16 protein-coding genes and 2 tRNA genes are annotated in these 18,937 nt (G+C 71.9%); 10 read left to right on the top strand and 8 right to left on the bottom strand.

Features of this window, described 5'->3' with window-relative positions:
• Window positions 1-68: 68 nt before the first annotated feature.
• The 5 genes from gyrA (at window position 69) to ACFYE3_RS08120 (ending at window position 3,785) form a co-directional block, all read left to right on the top strand.
• Entirely contained in the window at window positions 69-2,762 is a 2,694-nt protein-coding gene (gyrA, locus tag ACFYE3_RS08140) for a DNA gyrase subunit A (RefSeq protein ID WP_387607837.1), read from the top strand.
• Window positions 2,759-3,373: a DUF3566 domain-containing protein gene (locus ACFYE3_RS08135; RefSeq protein WP_387607835.1), complete on the top strand. Its 615-nt coding sequence runs from the start codon at window positions 2,759-2,761 to the stop codon at window positions 3,371-3,373. Before gyrA ends, ACFYE3_RS08135 begins: the two co-directional genes overlap by 4 nt.
• A gap of 95 nt (window positions 3,374-3,468) precedes the next feature.
• Window positions 3,469-3,542 (top strand) — tRNA-Ile (locus ACFYE3_RS08130).
• Window positions 3,543-3,574: 32 nt separating this feature from the next.
• Window positions 3,575-3,697 (top strand): hypothetical protein, encoded by a 123-nt coding sequence (locus ACFYE3_RS08125; protein WP_255219369.1) that lies wholly within the window; start codon window positions 3,575-3,577, stop codon window positions 3,695-3,697.
• 12 nt (window positions 3,698-3,709) lie between these two features.
• Window positions 3,710-3,785: transfer RNA gene (locus ACFYE3_RS08120), tRNA-Ala, on the top strand.
• Between the two features lie 313 nt (window positions 3,786-4,098).
• On the opposite strand, the gene ACFYE3_RS08115 is transcribed toward ACFYE3_RS08120, so the two are convergent.
• Complete coding sequence (locus tag ACFYE3_RS08115) at window positions 4,099-4,971, bottom strand: hypothetical protein (RefSeq protein WP_387607833.1); 873 nt, start codon at window positions 4,969-4,971, stop codon at window positions 4,099-4,101.
• A 159-nt stretch (window positions 4,972-5,130) separates the two neighbouring features.
• On the opposite strand from ACFYE3_RS08115, the gene ACFYE3_RS08110 reads away from it, so the two are divergent.
• The 4 genes from ACFYE3_RS08110 to ACFYE3_RS08095 all read left to right on the top strand — a co-directional run bounded on the left by ACFYE3_RS08110 (window position 5,131) and on the right by ACFYE3_RS08095 (window position 9,116).
• Window positions 5,131-5,676 carry a peptidylprolyl isomerase gene (locus ACFYE3_RS08110; RefSeq protein WP_387607831.1) on the top strand — a complete coding sequence of 182 codons (546 nt, stop codon included), beginning with the start codon at window positions 5,131-5,133 and terminating at the stop codon, window positions 5,674-5,676.
• A 164-nt stretch (window positions 5,677-5,840) separates the two neighbouring features.
• Window positions 5,841-6,638, top strand: a complete 798-nt coding sequence (locus tag ACFYE3_RS08105; RefSeq protein ID WP_387607829.1) for a rhomboid family intramembrane serine protease — start codon at window positions 5,841-5,843, stop codon at window positions 6,636-6,638.
• A 340-nt stretch (window positions 6,639-6,978) separates the two neighbouring features.
• Window positions 6,979-7,671 (top strand): response regulator transcription factor, encoded by a 693-nt coding sequence (locus ACFYE3_RS08100; RefSeq protein ID WP_387607827.1) that lies wholly within the window; start codon window positions 6,979-6,981, stop codon window positions 7,669-7,671.
• Entirely contained in the window at window positions 7,668-9,116 is a 1,449-nt protein-coding gene (locus ACFYE3_RS08095; protein WP_387607825.1) for a sensor histidine kinase, read from the top strand. The genes ACFYE3_RS08100 and ACFYE3_RS08095 overlap by 4 nt, the downstream gene beginning before the upstream one ends.
• A 7-nt stretch (window positions 9,117-9,123) precedes the next feature.
• On the opposite strand, the gene ACFYE3_RS08090 is transcribed toward ACFYE3_RS08095, so the two are convergent.
• The 3 genes from ACFYE3_RS08090 to ACFYE3_RS08080 all read right to left on the bottom strand — a co-directional run bounded on the left by ACFYE3_RS08090 (window position 9,124) and on the right by ACFYE3_RS08080 (window position 11,851).
• Window positions 9,124-9,924 (bottom strand): GntR family transcriptional regulator, encoded by an 801-nt coding sequence (locus tag ACFYE3_RS08090; protein ID WP_387607823.1) that lies wholly within the window; start codon window positions 9,922-9,924, stop codon window positions 9,124-9,126.
• Window positions 9,921-10,922, bottom strand: a complete 1,002-nt coding sequence (locus tag ACFYE3_RS08085; protein ID WP_387607821.1) for a zinc-binding dehydrogenase — start codon at window positions 10,920-10,922, stop codon at window positions 9,921-9,923. Before ACFYE3_RS08085 ends, ACFYE3_RS08090 begins: the two co-directional genes overlap by 4 nt.
• 86 nt (window positions 10,923-11,008) lie before the next feature.
• Window positions 11,009-11,851 carry an MSMEG_6728 family protein gene (locus ACFYE3_RS08080; RefSeq protein WP_387607820.1) on the bottom strand — a complete coding sequence of 281 codons (843 nt, stop codon included), beginning with the start codon at window positions 11,849-11,851 and terminating at the stop codon, window positions 11,009-11,011.
• 82 nt (window positions 11,852-11,933) lie between these two features.
• On the opposite strand from ACFYE3_RS08080, the gene ACFYE3_RS08075 reads away from it, so the two are divergent.
• On the top strand, window positions 11,934-13,256 hold the full coding sequence (locus tag ACFYE3_RS08075; protein WP_387607818.1) for an MFS transporter: 1,323 nt from the start codon (window positions 11,934-11,936) through the stop codon (window positions 13,254-13,256).
• A gap of 98 nt (window positions 13,257-13,354) precedes the next feature.
• On the opposite strand, the gene ACFYE3_RS08070 is transcribed toward ACFYE3_RS08075, so the two are convergent.
• The 4 genes from ACFYE3_RS08070 to ACFYE3_RS08055 all read right to left on the bottom strand — a co-directional run bounded on the left by ACFYE3_RS08070 (window position 13,355) and on the right by ACFYE3_RS08055 (window position 18,577).
• Window positions 13,355-15,043 (bottom strand): thiamine pyrophosphate-dependent enzyme, encoded by a 1,689-nt coding sequence (locus ACFYE3_RS08070; protein ID WP_387607817.1) that lies wholly within the window; start codon window positions 15,041-15,043, stop codon window positions 13,355-13,357.
• A gap of 281 nt (window positions 15,044-15,324) precedes the next feature.
• Window positions 15,325-16,740 carry a sugar porter family MFS transporter gene (locus tag ACFYE3_RS08065; RefSeq protein ID WP_387607815.1) on the bottom strand — a complete coding sequence of 472 codons (1,416 nt, stop codon included), beginning with the start codon at window positions 16,738-16,740 and terminating at the stop codon, window positions 15,325-15,327.
• A 189-nt stretch (window positions 16,741-16,929) separates the two neighbouring features.
• Window positions 16,930-18,126, bottom strand: coding sequence for an ROK family transcriptional regulator (locus tag ACFYE3_RS08060; RefSeq protein WP_387607813.1), 1,197 nt, complete (start codon window positions 18,124-18,126; stop codon window positions 16,930-16,932).
• Between the two features lie 118 nt (window positions 18,127-18,244).
• Window positions 18,245-18,577 (bottom strand): glutaredoxin domain-containing protein, encoded by a 333-nt coding sequence (locus ACFYE3_RS08055; protein WP_387607812.1) that lies wholly within the window; start codon window positions 18,575-18,577, stop codon window positions 18,245-18,247.
• Window positions 18,578-18,937: the final 360 nt, after the last annotated feature.

Raw genomic sequence — 18,937 nt, 5'->3', positions numbered from 1 at the left:
GCATGCAATGGCCGAGGGTGGGACCTGCGCAGGACACCGAGGACCAGCAGACAGAACGGAAAGACCGCATGAGTGACGAGACCCAGGACGGACAGACCCCGGAGGACGCCGTCCTCGCCGGCGACCTCGAGCACACCCCCGTGCTGACCGACCGCGTGGAGCAGGTGGACCTGCAGACCGAGATGCAGCGGTCCTACCTCGACTACGCGATGGCCGTCATCGTGGGCCGCGCCCTGCCGGACGTCCGGGACGGGCTCAAGCCGGTGCACCGGCGCGTTCTCTACGCGATGTACGACGGCGGCTACCGCCCGGACCGCTCCTTCAACAAGTGCGCCCGCGTGGTCGGCGAGGTCATGGGCCAGTACCACCCGCACGGCGACTCCGCGATCTACGACGCCCTCGTGCGCCTGATCCAGGGCTGGGTGATGCGCTATCCGCTGGCCCTGGGCCAGGGCAACTTCGGCTCCCCGGGCAACGACGGCGCGGCGGCCCCCCGGTACACCGAGACCAAGATGGCGCCCATCGCGATGGAGATGGTTCGGGACATCCACGAGGAGACCGTCGACTTCCAGGACAACTACGACGGCAAGAACCAGGAGCCGTCGGTGCTGCCGTCCCGGTTCCCCAACCTGCTCGTCAACGGCTCCTCCGGCATCGCCGTGGGCATGGCCACCAACATCCCGCCGCACAACCTGCGCGAGGTCGCGGACGGCGTGCAGTGGTACCTCCAGCACCCGGACGTCCCGAACGAGACGCTGCTCGAGGAGCTCCTGCAGCGGATCAAGGGCCCGGACTTCCCGACCGGCGCGCAGATCCTCGGGCACAAGGGCATCGAGGACGCCTACCGCACCGGTCGCGGCTCGATCGCCATGCGCGCCGTGGTCAGCGTCGAGGAGATCCACAACCGCACCTGCCTGGTGGTCACCGAGCTGCCCTACCAGGCGAACCCGGACAACCTCGCGATGAAGATCGCGGACCTCGTCAAGGACGGCCGCATCACCGGCATCGCCGACATCCGGGACGAGACCTCGGGGCGCACCGGGCAGCGGCTGGTGATCGTGCTCAAGCGCGACGCCGTGGCCAAGGTGGTGCTCAACAACCTCTACAAGCACACGCAGCTGCAGGACAACTTCTCCGCCAACATGCTCGCGCTCGTGGACGGGGTGCCCCGCACGCTGAGCCTCGACGCGTTCATCCGGCACTGGGTCACCCACCAGATGGACGTCATCGTCCGCCGCACCGAGTACCGCCTGCGGCAGGCCGAGGCGGAGGCCCACATCCTGCGGGGCCTGCTCAAGGCGCTCGACGCCCTCGACGAGGTCATCGCGCTCATCCGCCGCTCCCCGACGGCTGACGACGCCCGCAGCGGGCTCATGGAGCTGCTGCAGATCGACGAGGACCAGGCGCAGGCCATCCTCAACATGCAGCTGCGCCGGCTCGCGGCCCTCGAGCGGCAGAAGATCCAGGACCGGCACGCGGAGCTCGAGCGGCTCATCGCCGAGTACACCGAGATCATCGCCTCGGAGGAGCGCCAGCGCGGCATCATCTCCTCCGAGCTCGACGAGATCGTGGGCCGCTACGGCGACGACCGCCGGTCCGAGATCATGTACGGCTACGACGGCGACATGTCGATGGAGGACCTGATCCCCGAGGAGGAGATGGTCGTGACCATCACCCGCGGCGGATATGTCAAGCGCACGCGCTCCGACCAGTACCGCTCCCAGCGGCGCGGCGGGAAGGGCGTCAAGGGCGCGCAGCTGCGCGCGGACGACGTCGTCGAGCACTTCTTCGTCACCACCACCCACAACTGGATCCTGTTCTTCACGAACCTGGGCCGGGTCTACCGCACCAAGGCGTACGAGCTGCTCGAGGCGGGCCGGGACTCCAAGGGCCAGCACGTGGCCAACCTGATGGCCTTCCAGCCGGGGGAGCGGATCGCGCAGGTCATGGAGCTGCGCTCGTACAGCGACGCCCCCTATCTGGTGCTCGCCACCCGCAACGGCCTGATCAAGAAGTCCCGGCTGATGGACTACGACACCAACCGCACGGCCGGGGTGATCGCGATCAACCTGCGCGACGACGACGAGCTCGTCTCCGCCCAGCTGGCGTCCGCGCAGGACGACCTGCTCCTGGTCTCCCGCAACGGCATGTCCCTGCGCTTCACCGCGAGCGACGAGGTGCTGCGACCCATGGGGCGGGCGACCTCCGGCGTCACCGGGATGAAGTTCCGCGACGGCGACGAGCTGCTCTCCGCCAACGTGGTCACCGACGACGCCTACGTCTTCGTGGTCACCGAGGGCGGCTACGCCAAACGCACCAAGGTGGAGGAGTACCGGGTGCAGGGCCGCGGCGGCATCGGCATCAAGGTGGCGAAGCTCGCGGAGCAGCGCGGCCGGCTGGTGGGCGGGATCATCGTGGGCGAGGAGGACGAGGTCCTCGTGGTCATGGAGTCCGGCAAGGTCGTGCGCACCGGCGCCTCCGAGGTCCCGGCCAAGGGCCGCGACACGATGGGCGTGATCTTCGCGAAGCCCGCGCAGGGCGACGCGATCACCGGGGTGGCCCGCAACGCCGACCGGGAGATCGCCGAGGAGGTCGACGCCGAGGCCGTGGCCGAGGTCGACGTCCAGCTCGACGAGCGGATGGAGACGGCCGACGTCCTGGACGCCGGAGAGATCGACGAGCTCGATCCGGTCCCCGGTTCCGGGGACACGACGGACGATGAAGTAGCGTTGGACCCGAACAACAACGGAGGTAACGCATGAGCTCGAGTTCCGGCTCCAACACCGCCGGCAAGTCCGGACGCTCCCCCCTGGCGTCCGCACCCCGCGCAGGGACCGGGGCGCCGTCCGGGACGGTGAGGCCCTCGACGAGCGCCCGGACCGCGCCGAAGCCGGCGAAGTCCGGTCCCGCTCCCGCGAAGTCGGCCACCGCGAAGTCCGGCTCCGGCCCGGCGAAGAGCTCCCGGCCCGCGAGCTCGACGAAGGGCCTGGTCCGCCCGGCCCCGCGTCCGCGGGTGCGCCGCGCCCGGCTCGTGGTCTCGAAGGTGGACACCTGGTCGGTGCTCAAGCTCTCGTTCCTGCTGTCGGTCGCGCTGGGGATCATCACCGTGGTCGCCGCGGTCGTGCTGTGGATCGTCCTGGACCTCACGGGCCTGTTCGACGGGATCAACGAGCTGCTCGGGATGCTGGGCGGCGCGGGCGGGGCCCTGAACATCAAGGACTTCCTGTCCCTGGGACAGATCGCGATCTTCGCGACCATCGTCTCCGTGGTCAACGTCATCCTGCTGACCGCCCTGTCGGTGCTCGCCGCCCTGCTGTACAACATCGCGGCGGCCCTCGTGGGCGGGATCGGGCTCACCCTCACGGACGACTGATCCGGCGCGACCACCGGAGTCCGGCCCGGCCGGAGCGATTTGGCACGGGTGGGCAACTCCGGTATCGTTTCTTCTCGGTCCGCAAGGGCCGGAGAGGGCGTATAGCTCAGACGGTTAGAGCGCTTCGCTGATAACGAAGAGGTCCCAGGTTCAATTCCTGGTACGCCCACGGTTCCCTTTTCCGCAGGTCAGGAGGCAGGCGTGAACAGGAAGATGGCTGCGGCTCTCGCCCTGGTCGGGGCATCGGTCGCGGTGCTCACCAAGCTGCGGGAGGCCGACGCCGACAGGAACGCCTGGGCGGACGCCACCGACGAGGTGGAGTAGCCCGGACACCGCGGGGGCGTGGCGCAATTGGTAGCGCATCTGCTTTGCAAGCAGAGGGTTAGGGGTTCGAGTCCCCTCGCCTCCACCACTACGGATCCCGATCGAGCAGAGGCTCGATCGGGATCTTCCCGTCCCCGGCCGGGTCCGCACCCGGGGGCACCGCCTGCGGGCCAGCAGCTCGTGGCAGACTGACCGCGTCCCCGCCGATGCTCCTGTTCATGCTGGGCCGGCCGGTGTTCCTCATCCTGCTCCACGGCGTGCTGGACGTCCTGTTCATGCCCGTCCTGGCACTGACCCCGATCCGGCTGCTCACCACGCGGCGCACCCGTGGGCGCCCGCGCCACGGCAGAGGCCCCCGCTCCCCGGACGGGAGCGGGGGCCTCTGCCCGGACGGACGGGGATCAGGCCTCGTTCTCGTCCTTCTTGCCCTGGATCTGCTCCTTGACCTCGTGGATCGTGGTCTTGGCGTCCTCGCCGACGGTCTTGGCGTTGTCCTTGACCTCGGAGGCGGCCTCAGAGACACCACCGGACTGGCCGGCCGGGGTGGTGGCCTCCTTGACGTCGTCGACCTGCACGCCGGTGCCGGCGGCCACGGTGGACTCGGGGGCCACCGGGGACGCGGTCACGCGCGGGGACGTGGCCGCGGGGGTCTTCCAGGGGTCCTCGACGGGGCGCGACGCCTTCCAGGCGGCCACGCCGGCCGCACCACCGGCTGCGAGCAGGCCCAGCAGCAGCAGGCCCTTGTGGGACTTCTCGGCCTTCTGCTGCTGCCTGGCGTAGTCCTTGGCGACCTTCGCGGCGGCCTTCTTCGCGTTGGCCACGGCCTTCTTGTCACCGGTCAGCTTCGCGATGATGGCCTCGAGCTGCTCGGGGGTGTCCGCGTCGGCGAACTTGCCCGCGAGCAGGGCGGCGGCACCGGCGTACTTGGCCTGCATCGCGGCGCGGCTCTCGGTGGCCCGGTCGGCGGCCTTCGCGGCCACCGGGGCGGCGGTCTTGGCGGCCTTCGCCGCGACCGGGGCGGTCACCGCGGCCGCCTTCAGCTTCGCGGAGCCGGAGAGCTCGTGCGCGCGGTCCAGCCCCTCCTGGACCTTGGGGCCGGCGGTCGCGACGCCGCCCGCGAGGGCCGCGGCGCCCGCCTCGACGCTGTGCTGGAGCCGGGGCGCGAGGTCACCGATCTCCTTGGACGCCCACTTGCCGGCGTCCAGGACCCTGCCCTCCGCGGCCTTCTGCGCCGTGACGGCCTTCTTCTCGCTCTTGGACTTCTTGAAGCTCATGAATCCATCCCTCCTCGGGTCGTGACAATCCACTGTCAGCATACGGGCAGAGCCGTCACGGCAGGAGGGTGCGCCGCGCAATCCCGGGCCTTTTCACTGTGCGCTGAACCTCGCGGCCCCACCGGGGAGGCCCTCCGGGAGCCGTGCAAGAATGACCCCATGACTTCTGCCATCCCCACCGCCAAGGCGACCATCCACACGAACCACGGCGACATCGTCGTGAACCTGTTCGGCAACCACGCCCCGAAGACCGTCAAGAACTTCGTCGGCCTCTCGGACGGCACCCAGGAGTGGAGCGACCCCCGCACCGGCGAGAAGCAGACCGGTCCCCTCTACAAGGACGTGGTCTTCCACCGCATCATCCGGGACTTCATGATCCAGGGCGGGGACCCCCTGGGCCAGGGCATCGGCGGACCGGGCTACGAGTTCGACGACGAGATCCACCCCGAGCTCGACTTCAGCAAGCCGTACATCCTGGCGATGGCCAACGCCGGCAAGCGCAACGGCAAGGGCACCAACGGGTCCCAGTTCTTCATCACCACCGCCCCCACCACCTGGCTGCAGGGCAAGCACACGATCTTCGGCGAGGTGGCCGACGACGCGTCCCGGAAGGTCGTGGACGAGCTGAACAGCGTCCGCACCGGCGGCATGGACCGCCCGGTCGAGGACTGCGTGGTCACCTCGATCGACATCGAGCAGCTCTAGATCCGAGCAGTCTCCCCGTCCCGCACCGCCGGGACGGGGACCAGCGGCGCAGGCCCGTCCGGAGCGATCCGGGCGGGCCTGCGCCGTTCCCGTCCGGTCCTGTCCACACCTGTCCACACCTGTCCAGCGATCCGGGCCTCCAGACCGGCCCAGGAGGAGTTCCAGTGAGCGGCGAGCGACCGCAGTACGGCGCGTCCACCGGAGGAGACGTCCCGGTGTGCCCGCGCCACCCCGACCGGCCGGCGTACGTGATGTGCCAGCGGTGCGGCCGGCCGACGTGCCCGGAGTGCCAGCGCCCCGCCGCGGTGGGCGTCCACTGCGTCGACTGCGTGCAGGAGGCGGCGCGCTCGCACCCCGCCGTCCGCACCAGCCTCGGCGGACGGGCGGCCCAGGGCTCGCCGATGCTCGTCACCTGGGGGCTCATCGGCGCCAACGCCGTGGTCTACGCGCTGCAGTGGCTCGTGCAGGCGGTGGGTGTGAGCCTGCTGCAGCTGTTCGCCTACGCTCCCGTGACCACGACCTCCGAGCCGTGGCGGATGCTCACGAGCGGGTTCCTGCACTCGATGTCCAGTCCGCTGCACCTGCTCCTGAACATGTACATGCTCTACCTGTTCGGGCGGATGCTCGAGCCGGCGCTGGGCCGCGGCCGATTCCTGCTGCTGTTCCTGCTCTCCGTCCTGGGCGGCTCCGTGGGCGTGCTGCTGCTGTCGCACCCGCTCAGCCTCGTGGTCGGCGCCTCCGGGGGCGTCTTCGGCCTCTTCGGCGCCCTGTTCGTGCTGCAGCGCCACCTGGGGCAGTCCATCACGCCCATCGCGGTCCTGATCGGCGTGAACGTCGTCTTCGGGTTCCTCTTCCCCGGCATCGCCTGGCAGGCGCACCTCGGCGGACTCGTCACGGGAGCCCTCGTCGCCGTCGGCTACACGGCTGCCACACGCCGGCGCCGCGGTGCGGGCCGCCGGTGACACCGTTCCGCCTCCGCCCGTGAGCACCTGCGGACCGGGGGAGGACCGCTTTCTCCACAGGGGTTGTCCCCACCCGCCCACAAGTTACACCGGTGGAATTCCACACCTGTGAGCAAGGGTGTGGACAGTGCCAGGGCGGCTTCCACAGCTGTTAATAACGCTGTGGAGAGCGAGCTGTGCACACTGTTCTCCACACCTGTGGACAACGTTGTGCACCGGCTGGGGAGAAGGGGGCGACCGCGCCGTTCGGGAGGCAGCCCTCAACGGATCCTCAGGCGGCGTGCGGAAGACTGGACGGGGGCGGATCCCACCGCGCCCACGGACGAGAGGAGGAGGACGCGTGCGCGTGCTGCTGGTGGAGGACGAGGTGGACCTCGCGGAGTCGCTGCGCCGTGGTCTCACGAACGAGGGCTTCGTCGTCGACGTCGCCCACGACGGCATCACCGGGGGGTGGCTGGCCCGTGAGAACCCCTACGACGTCGTGGTCCTGGACCTGATGCTGCCCGGCAGGAACGGCTACGCGGTGCTCGAGGACCTGCGCGCCGCCGAGAACTGGGTCCCCGTCCTGATGCTCACCGCCAAGGACGGCGAATACGACCAGACGGACGCCTTCGACCTCGGCGCCGACGACTACCTCACCAAGCCCTTCAGCTTCCTGGTGCTCGTGGCCCGGCTGCGCGCCCTCATCCGCCGGGGGGCGCCCGAGCGGCCCGTGGTGCTCACGGTCGGATCACTCCGGCTCGACCCCGTGCGCCGGACGGTGACCCGCCGCGGGCAGGCGCTCGAGCTGACGGCCAAGGAGTACGTCATCCTCCAGTACCTGATGCAGAACGAGGAGAAGGTCGTCTCGAAGCTCGAGATCATGGACAACGCCTGGGACGCCGGCTTCGAGGGATCCGAGAACATCGTGGAGGTCTATGTGGGCTACCTCCGGAGGAAGATCGACGCCCCGTTCGGCCTCTCGACCCTGCAGACGGTCCGTGGCATGGGCTACCGGCTGGTCCCGGACGCCCCCGGGACCCCGGCGTCGTGACCTCCTCCGGAAGGGGACTCCTGGACCGGTGGGGGGTGCGGGAGCGCAGCACGGCCGCCGCGGGGCTGCTCATCCTCCTGGTGGTGGCCGTGGCCGGAGCCGTGCTCCTCGAGGTCCTGAGCCGCGCGGCCGTGGGAGCGGCCCACGACCAGGCCGTGACCCGTCAGACGGAGATCCTCCAGGACCTGGGACTGCCGTGGGGGCCGCGCAGCGCCGGAGGGGCGGCGGGGGAGACGGCCGTGTTCACGCAGGCCGGGCTCGGCGAGCTGATGCTGCGGCTCGGCCGCCCGGGGGTCATCGTGCAGCTCCAGGACGCGGAGGGACAGGTGGTGGCCGCGTCCCCCGCCAGCGCGCTGGACACGGACCTGTCCGTGCCGGTCCTGGAGCCGGGACGGTCCTTCGACTCCGCCGCGGCCGGGGACGGGCGCACTCCCAGGACCGACGACTTCGTGTATGTCGCCCACGGTATGTACATCAACGGGGTGCCCCTGACGCTCACCGTGGCCGTGCCCATGGTGCTGCAGCAGGGCACCCTCCAGACGGTGTCCCTCTTCCTGCTGGTCGGGGGTCCGGTGCTCGCGCTGCTCGGGGCCGCGCTCATGTGGCTCCTCGTCGGCCGCTCCCTGGCCCCGGTGCGCCGCATCACCGGACAGGTCCGGCGCATCGGCACGGCCCGTCTGGGGGAACGGGTCGACGTGCCCCCCACCCGGGACGAGATCGCGGTGCTCGCCGAGACCATGAACGGGATGCTGGACCGGCTGCAGGCGTCCGACCGCGCGCAGCGGAGGTTCGTCGCGGACGCCTCCCACGAGCTCCGCAGCCCCCTGGCCACCCTCATCACTACGATCGAGGTGGCCGCCTCCGACCCGTCCGGGGCGGCGTGGCCCGAGGTCGCCCCCGTCCTCCGGTCGCAGTCCCGCCGGATGGGCCGGCTCGTGGAGGACCTCCTGACCCTCGCCAAGGTCGACGACGCCGGGCTGCGGCTGCGCACCGCGGACACCGACCTGGACGAGGTGGTCCGGGAGGAGATCACCCGGATGCGTCCCGCCTCGCGGCACGAGGTGCGCGTGCACGTGGACCCCGTGCGGGTCCGCGGGGACGCCAGCCGGCTGCAGCAGGTGGTCCGCAACCTGCTCTCCAACGCGGAGCGGCACGCGGACACCTGGATCGCCGTCTCCCTGCGCTCGGAGGGGGAGGAGGCGGTCGTGACCGTGGTCAACGACGGCGACACCATCGCGCCCGAGGACCGGGAACGGGTCTTCGAGCGGTTCGTGCGGCTCGACGACTCCCGGGCCCGGGACACGGGGGGATCCGGGCTGGGCCTGGCCATCAGCCGGGAGATCGTCGGTGCCCACGGGGGAACGATCAGCGCGGGCGAGGACCCGCGGGGCCACTGCCGCTTCGAGGTGCGTCTGCCGCTGGAGGACGGGACCCCCGCAGGCTGAGCACTGCTCAGTACCCGGCGGCGGCGGCACCCCAGATCTGCGCGGTGAGCTCCGCGACGCGCTCCTCGGGCGTGCGCTGGGCGCGCAGGGCCTCGGCGACGAGCCGCTGCGCGGTCTCGGCGAGATGCTCCCGCATGGCGCGTGCCGCCGACTCCTCGTCCCGGGCGAGCACGAACTCGACCAGCGCGTCGTGCTCGCGCGCGAGCTCTCCGACGGGCCGTCGCGACGTGGCGGCCACGACGCCCAGGAAGGACGTGGTGGTGCGCAGCCGCTCCACGAGCTGGACGGCCTGGGCGTTGCCGGCGAGGAGCAGCAGCAGCCGGTGCAGCCCCTCGTCGGCCTCGGCGGTCGCCTCGAGGTCCCCGGTCCGGGACGCCTCGTGCAGCGCCTCCCACTGGGCCCGGACCCGGTGAAGCTCCTCGGGCTCCGCGAGACGGGCGGCCCGGCGGGCGGCCGGCACCTCCAGGGCGGTGCGCACCGCGAAGACCTCGGCGACGTCGGTGGGGCTGACCTCCACGATCTCGAAGCCGCGGTTGCGGTGGAACCGGATCAGCCCGGCCTCGCCCAGTCGCAGCAGGCCCTCCCGCACCGGGCTGCGGGAGACGTCCATGGCGGAGGCCAGCTGCTGGACCGAGTACAGCCGCCCGGGCTCCATCTCGCCCGCCGTGATCGCCCGGCGCACCGCGGTCATCACCTGCACGGCGAGCGAGCTCCCGGTCGTGGCGGTGACGGACGGCAGCGCGGGGGCCGGGGCCCCGGGGCGGCCGTCGGCCGGGGATCCGGCGACGGGGCGCGACGAGGTGGTCACGGGGTGATCGTCAGCTTGATGTCCCCGGGCCGGTGCTCCTCGGCCCGTTGCATGGCCTCCGCGATCCGCTCGAGGGGGAACTCGGGCCCGAGACAGTGCTCCACGTCGATCTCGCCCTCGCAGATCCGGCGCAGGGCCTCCCGGAAGGACGTCAGCCCGGGCTCGGCCTGCGCCGCCACGGAGCACTGCAGCCGCAGGTTCTTGCGGAACGCCGTCCACAGCGGGACCTCGGTGGGCCCGTGCCGCTCCGGCAGGCCGAAGAAGCCGACGATCCCCCGGTCGGCCGCGAGCTCGACGGCCTGGTCGCGCAGCACGTCGTGCCCCACGGCCTCGATCACGAGGTCGGCGCCGCGGCCCCCGGTGACGTCGGCCACGACCGCGGCGAGGTCCTGCTCCGGCACCCGCACGGGAACGGCGCCCAGTCTGCGGGCGACGTCGAGCCTGCCTGCGTCCAGGTCGGAGGCGACGACGTGCGCGAAGCCCAGTCGCCGGGCCTCCTCCACGAAGAACAGCCCGGCGGATCCCGCGCCCATCACCACGCACGTGTGCGGCCGGCGGGCGGGCGTCTCCACGGGCCAGAACTGGCGCATGGCATAGAGGCAGGTGCCGTACTGCTGGGCCATCATGAGCCGCCGCAGCTGCAGGGAGTCGTCCGGGTCCGTGCCGGCGGGCAGCTCGACGACGTGCAGGTCGTCCAGCAGCTGGAGCTCCGCGAAGCACCCGCCCATCTCGCCCTGGGGGACGGTCAGCACCAGCGTGCCCACCGGGACGCGCTCCGACCGGGACTCGACCACCACGCCGACCCCCTCGTGGCCGGGGTAGCCGGGGCGGCGGGGGCCCTCCGCGTGGAGCAGTCCGTGGAAGGCCGCGTGCAGGTCCGATCCGCAGATCGAGGCGTGCAGCATGCGCACCACCAGCTGACCGGGTTCCCGGGCCTGCGGATCGGGCCAGTCGGTGATCGCGACCGTGCCCGTGGTGGGGACGTGGGACCCTCGCATGCGCGCCTCCTGGTGTCGGGCGCGCCGGGCGCCGGTGGGTGACATGCTACCCATGGTTTGGCGCCCGGGACGGGCGTGACGCCGGATTAAACCGGCGGGCCGCCCGGCTCCGCGCCGACGGCCTCGGCGGGGACCGCGAAGACGGGACGGGGCGACTGCAGCCGGGCGGGCGTGGGCAGCTCGCGGCGCCGGACCCGGTCCCCGCGCTCGAGCTCGAGGGAGAACCCCGCGACGGCGTGGTGCACGCTCTCGCGCAGCACGGTCCGCTCCACGACCTGCTCCGGGCCGGCCGCCCCGTGCAGCAGCAGCACGGGCTCGCCCTCCCGCAGTTCCTGCTCGACGCGGGCCACCGCCTGCATCCAGTGGCTCTCCCGCACGCCGTCCGGGACGCGGAACGGCACGACGACGGCGCCGCCCGCCGCCTCGTGCGCGCCCGGAGCCAGGACCCACGCCCGCCGGCCGTGCGGCGGTTCGGCGGGGGGCGTGCGGCCCTCCGCGGGCACGGGCCACACGTAGTCGAGTCCGGCGGGGTCGTCGGGGAAGACCTCGCGGTAGAGCTCCTCGTCCTTGCGCAGCAGGTTCGACCGGTGCGAGCGGTGGAACGCCTCGTCGCCCAGCCAGGGCGGCCGCGCCGCGTCGTCGTCGGGCCAGCGGTCCCAGGTCTCGGGGGCGAACTCGCGGATCTGCCACCCCGTGCTGTCGGCCCCGCCGCGGGCGGTCCACTCGTCGACCATCGCGCGGCCGTAGGCGACCAGGGCGGGCACGTGCCCGGACCACATCGCCGTGGCCGGGTGGCGGTACCACCCGTAGCCGGGCACGGTGGCCGCGCGGAGCACCTGCAGGGTCTCCACTCGCTGCTTGCCGAGCCGCTTGCGGTCGAGGACGCGCGCGGAGCGGGCGAAGTCGGGGTAGGGGAGGAAGGTCTGCACCGCCCCAGTCTTCTACGGATCCGCGACCTCCACCACCGCACCGGCCCGTGCACGGGGCGCCGCGCCGGGGGACACTGGGAGCATGCCCCTGCCCCGTGCCCTGGAGCCGTTCCGGCTCGGCCGGTACCGTGTGCTCGCCTTCGCGATGTTCGTCAGCGTCTTCGGCACCGGGATGTGGGCGGTGGCCCTCGTGCACCAGGTCCTGCAGCTGGACGGGACGGCCGTGGACCTCTCGGCCGTGACGGCCGTGGGCGCGCTCGGCATGCTCGTCCTCGTGCTCGTCGGCGGGATCGCGGCCGACCGCTTCCCCCCGGCCCGGGCGCTGCGCCTCGTCGAGACCGCCAACCTCCTGACCGCGGGGACGGTCGCCGTCCTGGCCCTGACGGGCGGGCTGCGCATGTGGCACCTCGCCGTGGCGGCGTTCGTGTTCGGCGCGGGCTTCGGCGTCTTCTATCCGGCCTACTCGGCGTCACTGCCCCGGATCCTGCCCGCCCGGCAGCTGCTCGCGGCCAACGGGGTGGAGGGCACGGCGCGCCCGCTGCTGCAGCAGGCGGCGGGACCGGCCGTGGCCGGTCTGCTCGTCGGGCTGGCGGCGCCCGGCGCCGCGCTCGTCCTGATCGCGCTCTGCCACGCCGCCGCGCTCGTGCTGCTGCTGCGCCTGCACGTGCCGGGTTACGACGCCGGAGCGGGGCCGGCCACGGCAGTGGGAGCCACGGAGACCGGCTCGGCGTCGGGCGCCGGGGAGCCGCCCCCGCCGCAGGAGCCCGTGGGCGCCCTCCGGTCCGTGCGGCAGGACCTCATGGAGGGCGTGAACTACACGGTGCGCACCCCGTGGCTGCTGTGGACTCTCCTGTGGGCGGTGCTCGCGGTGTTCCTGCTGCTGGGGCCCCTGGAGGTCCTCGTCCCGTTCCTGGTCCGGGACCGGCTGGGCGGGGACGCTTCCACGTTCGGCTACCTGCTGGCGTGCTACGGCGGTGCCAGCGCGGCGGCCTCCCTGGTCGTCGCGTCGCTGCCCCTGCCCCGGCGCTACCTCAGCTGGATGATCGTGCTGTGGGGGTTCGGGACGCTGCCCTTCGGTCTCGTCGCGACCACCGACTCGTTCTGGGTCATGGCGCTGTGCCTGGCCTTCGTGGGCGCCGGGGACGGCGCGGGCATGGTGCTGTGGGGAACCCTCCTGCAGCGCCGGGTCCCGCGCCACATGCTGGGACGGGTCTCGAGCCTCGACTTCTTCGTCTCGATCGCTCTCATGCCGGTCTCCATGGCGGTCGCGGGGCCCGTGGCCCAGGTGGTGCCGCTGCCGGTGATCTTCTGGACCGTGGCCCTGCTGACCCCGGCGCTGGGGCTGGTGGCCCTGTGGGCCGGGCGGATGCGCGAGGACGAACTGGCACACCCGCTGGCCGGCTGAGCACCGCCGCAGCGTGCCCGGGGGACGGGGGGCAGGGCCGCGTCCGCGCAGGACGCGGCCCTGCCCGGTCACCGCACGAGCGGTGGACGGACTGCGGCTCAGTAGGCCTTGACGCGCTGCTCCACGATCAGGTGGATCAGGGCGAAGCGGCCCTCCTCGTCGATGGCCTTGAGGGCGGCCGCCAGGGCGCCCGGGATCTCGGCGTCGTGCTCCACCCGCACCCCGAACCCGCCGAAGGACTGGGCCATGAGGGCGAAGTCCGGGTTCTTGAGCTGGGTGCCCGAGACGCGGTCCGGGTAGTCGCGCTCCTGGTGGGTGCGGATCGTGCCGTACTCCTGGTTGTCCATCACGATCACCAGCGGCGTGGCCCCGTACTGGGCGGCGGTGGCCAGCTCCTGGCCGTTCATCAGGAACTCGCCGTCCCCGGCGATGGTCACCACCCGCCGTCCCGGGTAGCGCAGGGACGCGGCCACGGCCGAGGGCACGGAGTAGCCCATGGAGCCGTTGCGGGCCGAGATCATCGCCGCGTACCCGCGGGCGGGGAAGTAGCGGTGAGCCCAGTTGGTGTGCTCCCCGGCGCCGAAGGTGCACATGGCGTCGTCGGGAAGTTCCGCCACGAGGTGGGCCATCAGGGTGTCCATCCGCGCCGGGGCGCCGGCCGGGGTCTGGGCGGTGACCATCGGGGCGGGGGTGGAGAAGGCGACCTGCTGGGCCCGCAGGCGGGCGGTCCACTCCTTCCAGACCTCCTTGACGGGCAGGTCGATGCGCACCAGGTCCCGCACGAACACGTCGGGCTTGGCCACGATCTGGTAGGACACCGGCCCGGAGCGCCCGCGCAGGGACGGGTCGATGGTGACCAGGAAGTTCTTCTTCTTCCAGTCCTGGCGGACCAGGAACCCGTTGGTGATCACGTCCCCGGGGACGGTGCCCACGAAGACCAGCAGGTCGGTCTCCTCGAGCATCTCGAAGGTCGGCTGGGGGCGGCCGTAGCCGATCGGGCCCACGTAGGAGTCCGAGTCGAACGGGACGGTGCCCTGGGTGCGCCACTCGGCCGCGGCCGGCAGGTGGTGCTCCTCCAGCCACCGGGTGAGTCCTTCGGCGCCCTCACAGGTCCAGTCGTTGCCGCCGGTGACGAACAGCGGCTTGTCGGCTGCGGAGAGGGCCTCGCGCAGCGCCTTCCAGTCGTGGACCGTCATGCCGCCGGTGGCCACGGGGATCGGCGGGTGCAGGGTCGCGTCGATCTCGGCCTTGATGATGTCCTCGGGCAGACCCACGACCACGGGGCCGGGGCGGCCGGAGTTGGCGGCGAACATCGCCTCGGCCACGATCTCGGAGGCGCGCTCGGCGTGGTCGAGGACCATCACGCGCTTGGCCCCGGAGTCGAACCAGGCGTGCGGGTCGAACTCCTGGAACGCCTCCCGGTCGCGATGCTCGAAGGGGATCAGGCCCACGAACAGCACCATCGGGGTGGAGTCCTGCCAGGAGGTGTGCAGCCCCACGTGGGCGTTGGCCGCGCCGGGGCCGCGGGTCACCATGGCCACGCCGGGCACGGAGTTCATCTTGCCGTCGGCCTCGGCCATGTAGGCCGCCCCGCCCTCGTGCCGGCACACGACGGTCTCGATCGGGGAGGCGTGGAGGCCGTCGAGCACGTCCAGATAGGACTCGCCGGGCACCACGTAGGTGCGCTCGACGCCGTGCGCCACGAGCGTGTCCACGATGACGTGGCCCGCCGACTTGCGGGCGGTGGTCTGTGCGGGGGATGCGGGGTCCGCGGTGGTCTGGGTCAACGTGGGTCCTTTTCGCCGTTGAAATGGAGCGGTGGGTCTGGGCAGGGCGGAACCGGCTCGGGGGTCCGGGCCTCGCGCAGTTCATCCGAAAATACCCGATGCGGGCGGCGATCCGTGTCCTGGCGGTCACGGAGGAGTAAAGAAGGACGCACAGCGTCCGGGGTGCGCTGTGCGCTCCCGGCCGGCGCGGAGCCCCGGGCGCCGGGGTCCTGCCACGACGACGGCGGCGGTGGTCTCCCCGGGAGGGGGACCACCGCCGCCGTCGTGGACCTGCGCGGCGTTCAGTCCTGCATGTCCTCGAGCTCGATGCCGGTGGTCTCGCGGACCATCTTGATCGTGAAGATCAGGGAGACGAGGCCGAAGAACGCGTAGAGCCCGTACGCGACGCCGAGGGAGTATGCGGCCAGGGCCGGGAAGGTCACGGTGACCAGCCAGTTGGCGATCCACTGCACGAACCCGGCCACGGCCAGGGCGGCGCCGCGGATCCGGTTCGGGAACATCTCGCCCAGGAGGACCCACATCATGGGGCCCCACGAGACGCCGAAGAAGACCACGAACAGGTTGGCGGCGACGAGGGCGAGGGGGCCGGCGGTCGGGCCGAGCGCCGGGGCGCCGTCGACGACGTCCGCGGTGGCGAACAGGACGGCGAGCGTGGCCAGGGACAGGGTCATGCCGGCGGAGCCGACGAGCAGGAGCCGGCGCCGGCCGACCTTCTCGACGAGGGCGATCGCCACGATGGTGACTGCGACGTTGACCACGGACGTGATCACGGTGATGGTGAACGAGTCGGCCTCGGTGAAGCCCACGGACTGCCAGAGCACGTTCGAGTAGTAGAAGATCACGTTGATGCCCACGAACTGCTGCAGCGCTGCCAGGCCGATGCCCACCCACACGATGGGCTTGAGGCCGGCCGTCCGGCCCCTCAGGTCGGACAGCCGCGGCTTGTGCTCCATCTGGAGGGACTCCTTGATGAGGCGCACGCGCTCGGTCGCCGACGCGGAGCCCTGCAGGTTGGCCAGCACTGCCTGGGCCTCCTCCGGGCGGCCGTCCTCCACCAGGTAGCGGGGGGACTCGGGGATCGTGAACGCGCCGATCAGGTAGGCGACGGCCGGGATGGCCTCGGCCATGAACATCCACCGCCAGGCCTCCAGGCCGAGCCACAGCTCCTGGGTGGACCCGCCGGCCATGGCGGCGAGCCAGGCGTCCACGGCCAGCGAGATGAAGATGCCGAGCACGATGCCCATCTGCTGCAGCGAGCCCAGGCGACCGCGCACGGCGGCCGGGGCGACCTCCGCGATGTAGGCCGGGGCGATGACGGAGGCGACGCCCACGCCGACGCCCCCGACGATGCGCCAGAAGATCAGCCAGCCGAAGCTGTCGACCACGCCGCAGCCGATCGCGCTGACGAGGAAGAGGACCGCCGCGATCTTCATGACCGGGACGCGGCCCAGGGCGTCGGCCACCCGTCCGCCTAAGAACGCGCCGGCGGCGGCGCCCAGCAGGGCCGAGGCCACGGCGAAGCCGAGAGGTCCGGGGGCGACCCCGAACTCCTCCTGGATGGCGGAGACCGCGCCGTTGATGACGGCGGAGTCGTAGCCGAAGAGGAAGCCGCCGAAGGCGGCGACGATGCTGATCCGGAGGACCGCCGAGGTGTTCGGGTGCTCCGCGACCGTTGGGGTCGTGGCGTCTTGGCTCATCGGAGAGCTCCCTTGCTGGTGGAGAGATCGGCTGCTGGTAGAGGAAACGGGGGTGGACTTGGGACGTGCCGGCCGCCGCACCCCGGGGCGGACGCACCTGCCGACGCCGAAGGGTTGGTGTGACGCGGTCCACACTAAAACTCGGTGCGCTGAATGTCCATTAGTCGAAGACAGGAGTCGTCCGGCGCGTCATTCTCGCGGAACCGCCCCGGCGGGCAGCTCGGCGTGCTGCAGAGCGAGGATCACGGCGCCCACCACATGGGCCTCGATGCCCAGCAGGGCGGTCTCGATCCGCAGCTCCCGGACGCTGCCGCGGACCCCGTGACGGTAGACGACCTCGCGCAGCGGACCGAGCAGCAGCTCACCGGCCCGGGCGATCTCGCCGCCGACGACCACGAGCTCCGGGTTGAGGGTGTTGCACAGGTTGGCCACCGCCGTGCCGAGCAGGCGGCCGGTGTCGCCGACGACCCGCCCGCAGCCGACGTCGCCGGCGAGGGCCGCGGCCACGAGGTCGGGCACGGTCAGGCCGGCGCCGTGGGTGGCGGCCAGCAGGCCCGTGAGGTCCCCGGAGGACACGTAGGTCTCGAGGCACCCGCGGTTTCCGCACCGGCACACCCGCCCGTGCTCGTCGACGGTCGTGTGGCCGAGCTCCCCGGCGGAACCGGTGGCGCCGCGGAACAGGGACCCGTTGAGGATCAGGCCCGCGCCCACGCCGTGGCCGATCTTGAGGTAGGCCATGTGCTGGGCTCCGCGCCCGGCGCCCCAGGCGTGCTCGCCGAGGGCGCCCGCGTTGGCGTCGTTCTCGACGACGACGGGCAGCCCCAGCCGGCGGCCGGCCTCCTCACGCAGGTCGATCCCGCTCCAGGCCGGCATGATCGCGCTCGCACTGACCAGCCGGCCGTCGAGGTCCACGGGGGCCGGGAGGGTGAGACCGGCGGCGAGCAGTCCGGAGCGGGGAGTGCCGTGATCCCGGAGCAGGGCGTCGAGGGTCCGGCCGACCAGCTCGAGGTCCTCGGCGAAGCGGTGCTCGTCGGGCAGCTCGTGACGCCGCTGGGCGAGGATCCTCTGGTTCAGGTCCGCGACGGCCACCGTGACGTGGCGGTGTCCCACGTCGATGCCGACCACGTGGCCGGCCGACCCCCGGAAGCCGACGAGCTGACCGCGGCGCCCGGCGCCGTCCGTCTCCACGACGAGCAGCCCGGCGTCGATCAGCTGGTGCACGATGCTGGACACCGTCGACGGTGCCAGCGCGGTGCGCCGGGAGATCTGGGCCTGGGTGAGGTGCCCGTCGCGGCGCACCGTGTCGAGCACCCTGCGCTGGTTGGCGTTGCGCAGGGACGTCTGCGAACCGGGTTGCACGGGGGACGTCACGGACTCGGACATCATCGTCCTCTTTCACCGGTGAACGTGAACAGGGATCTCATCCTAATCCGCGTTCAGAGGTCGAAGACAGGCGAAGTGTCTCGGCGCTGCCGGCCGGTCCCGGAAGCCCGGCCGGCAGGCCTCAGAGGACCTTGCCGGCCTCGGTGATCAGACCCTTGGTGGCGGCGACCTGTGCGGGGGAGGCCGCGACGAAGTGCTCGGTGCGGGTCACGACCGTGGGCACCGTGGCGTTCCCGTCGTTGAGGGACTCGACGAACGCCAGGGCGTCCCGGTCCTCCCAGATGTTGGTCCACGCGGCCCGCTCGGCGTCTGGACCCAGCCCGCGCTCGAGCGTGCTGCAGAACGGGCACCCGGGCCGCCAGTAGATGGCCACCCCGCCCTCCTCGACGTGCTGCACGGCCTCGGCGTGGGAGAGGGCCGGGCGGCGGCTGCGGGACGGGTCCTTCTTGAACACGGGTGCTCCTCGCGGGTCGGGCGGCGGGGTGGAAGTGGCGGCCCAGTCTAGCCGGGCCGCCGATCGTCAATCACGGTCCCCTGTTGGGGGGACAAGGGGTGAGGGTGACGCGGGGACGGCGGCTTCCGCCGACCGCCCTCTCCCCCGCTGTCCACAGCCTGGGAACATTGATTTTCCCCGAACATCGTCGTGTTCCACGTGAAACCTCGGACGAGTGACGGCAGATCAGCCGTTTCGGGATGAGTGGAGGAGGAACGGGCCGCGAGGGACGCGGATCGTCACACAGGCGCACTCAGCGCGCCGTTTCCGGCTCGGAGCTTCATGAATTGTCATTCTCTGTACCGATTCGGGGAATTTTTC

This window comes from Kocuria arenosa, assembly GCF_042879215.1.
In the GTDB taxonomy this organism is placed as follows: Bacteria; Actinomycetota; Actinomycetes; order Actinomycetales; family Micrococcaceae; genus Kocuria; species Kocuria arenosa.
Note: the sequence above shows the minus strand (reverse complement) of the source record. Positions and strands in the feature narration are given on the sequence as shown.

Coding starts and splice junctions, on each gene's coding strand:
- gyrA (WP_387607837.1), top strand. CDS start 69: ATGAGTGACGAGACCCAGGACGGACAGACCCCGGAGGACGCCGTCCTC.
- ACFYE3_RS08135 (WP_387607835.1), top strand. CDS start 2,759: ATGAGCTCGAGTTCCGGCTCCAACACCGCCGGCAAGTCCGGACGCTCC.
- ACFYE3_RS08115 (WP_387607833.1), bottom strand. CDS start 4,971: ATGAGCTTCAAGAAGTCCAAGAGCGAGAAGAAGGCCGTCACGGCGCAG.
- ACFYE3_RS08110 (WP_387607831.1), top strand. CDS start 5,131: ATGACTTCTGCCATCCCCACCGCCAAGGCGACCATCCACACGAACCAC.
- ACFYE3_RS08085 (WP_387607821.1), bottom strand. CDS start 10,922: ATGCGAGGGTCCCACGTCCCCACCACGGGCACGGTCGCGATCACCGAC.
- ACFYE3_RS08075 (WP_387607818.1), top strand. CDS start 11,934: ATGCCCCTGCCCCGTGCCCTGGAGCCGTTCCGGCTCGGCCGGTACCGT.
- ACFYE3_RS08065 (WP_387607815.1), bottom strand. CDS start 16,740: ATGAGCCAAGACGCCACGACCCCAACGGTCGCGGAGCACCCGAACACC.
- ACFYE3_RS08060 (WP_387607813.1), bottom strand. CDS start 18,126: ATGATGTCCGAGTCCGTGACGTCCCCCGTGCAACCCGGTTCGCAGACG.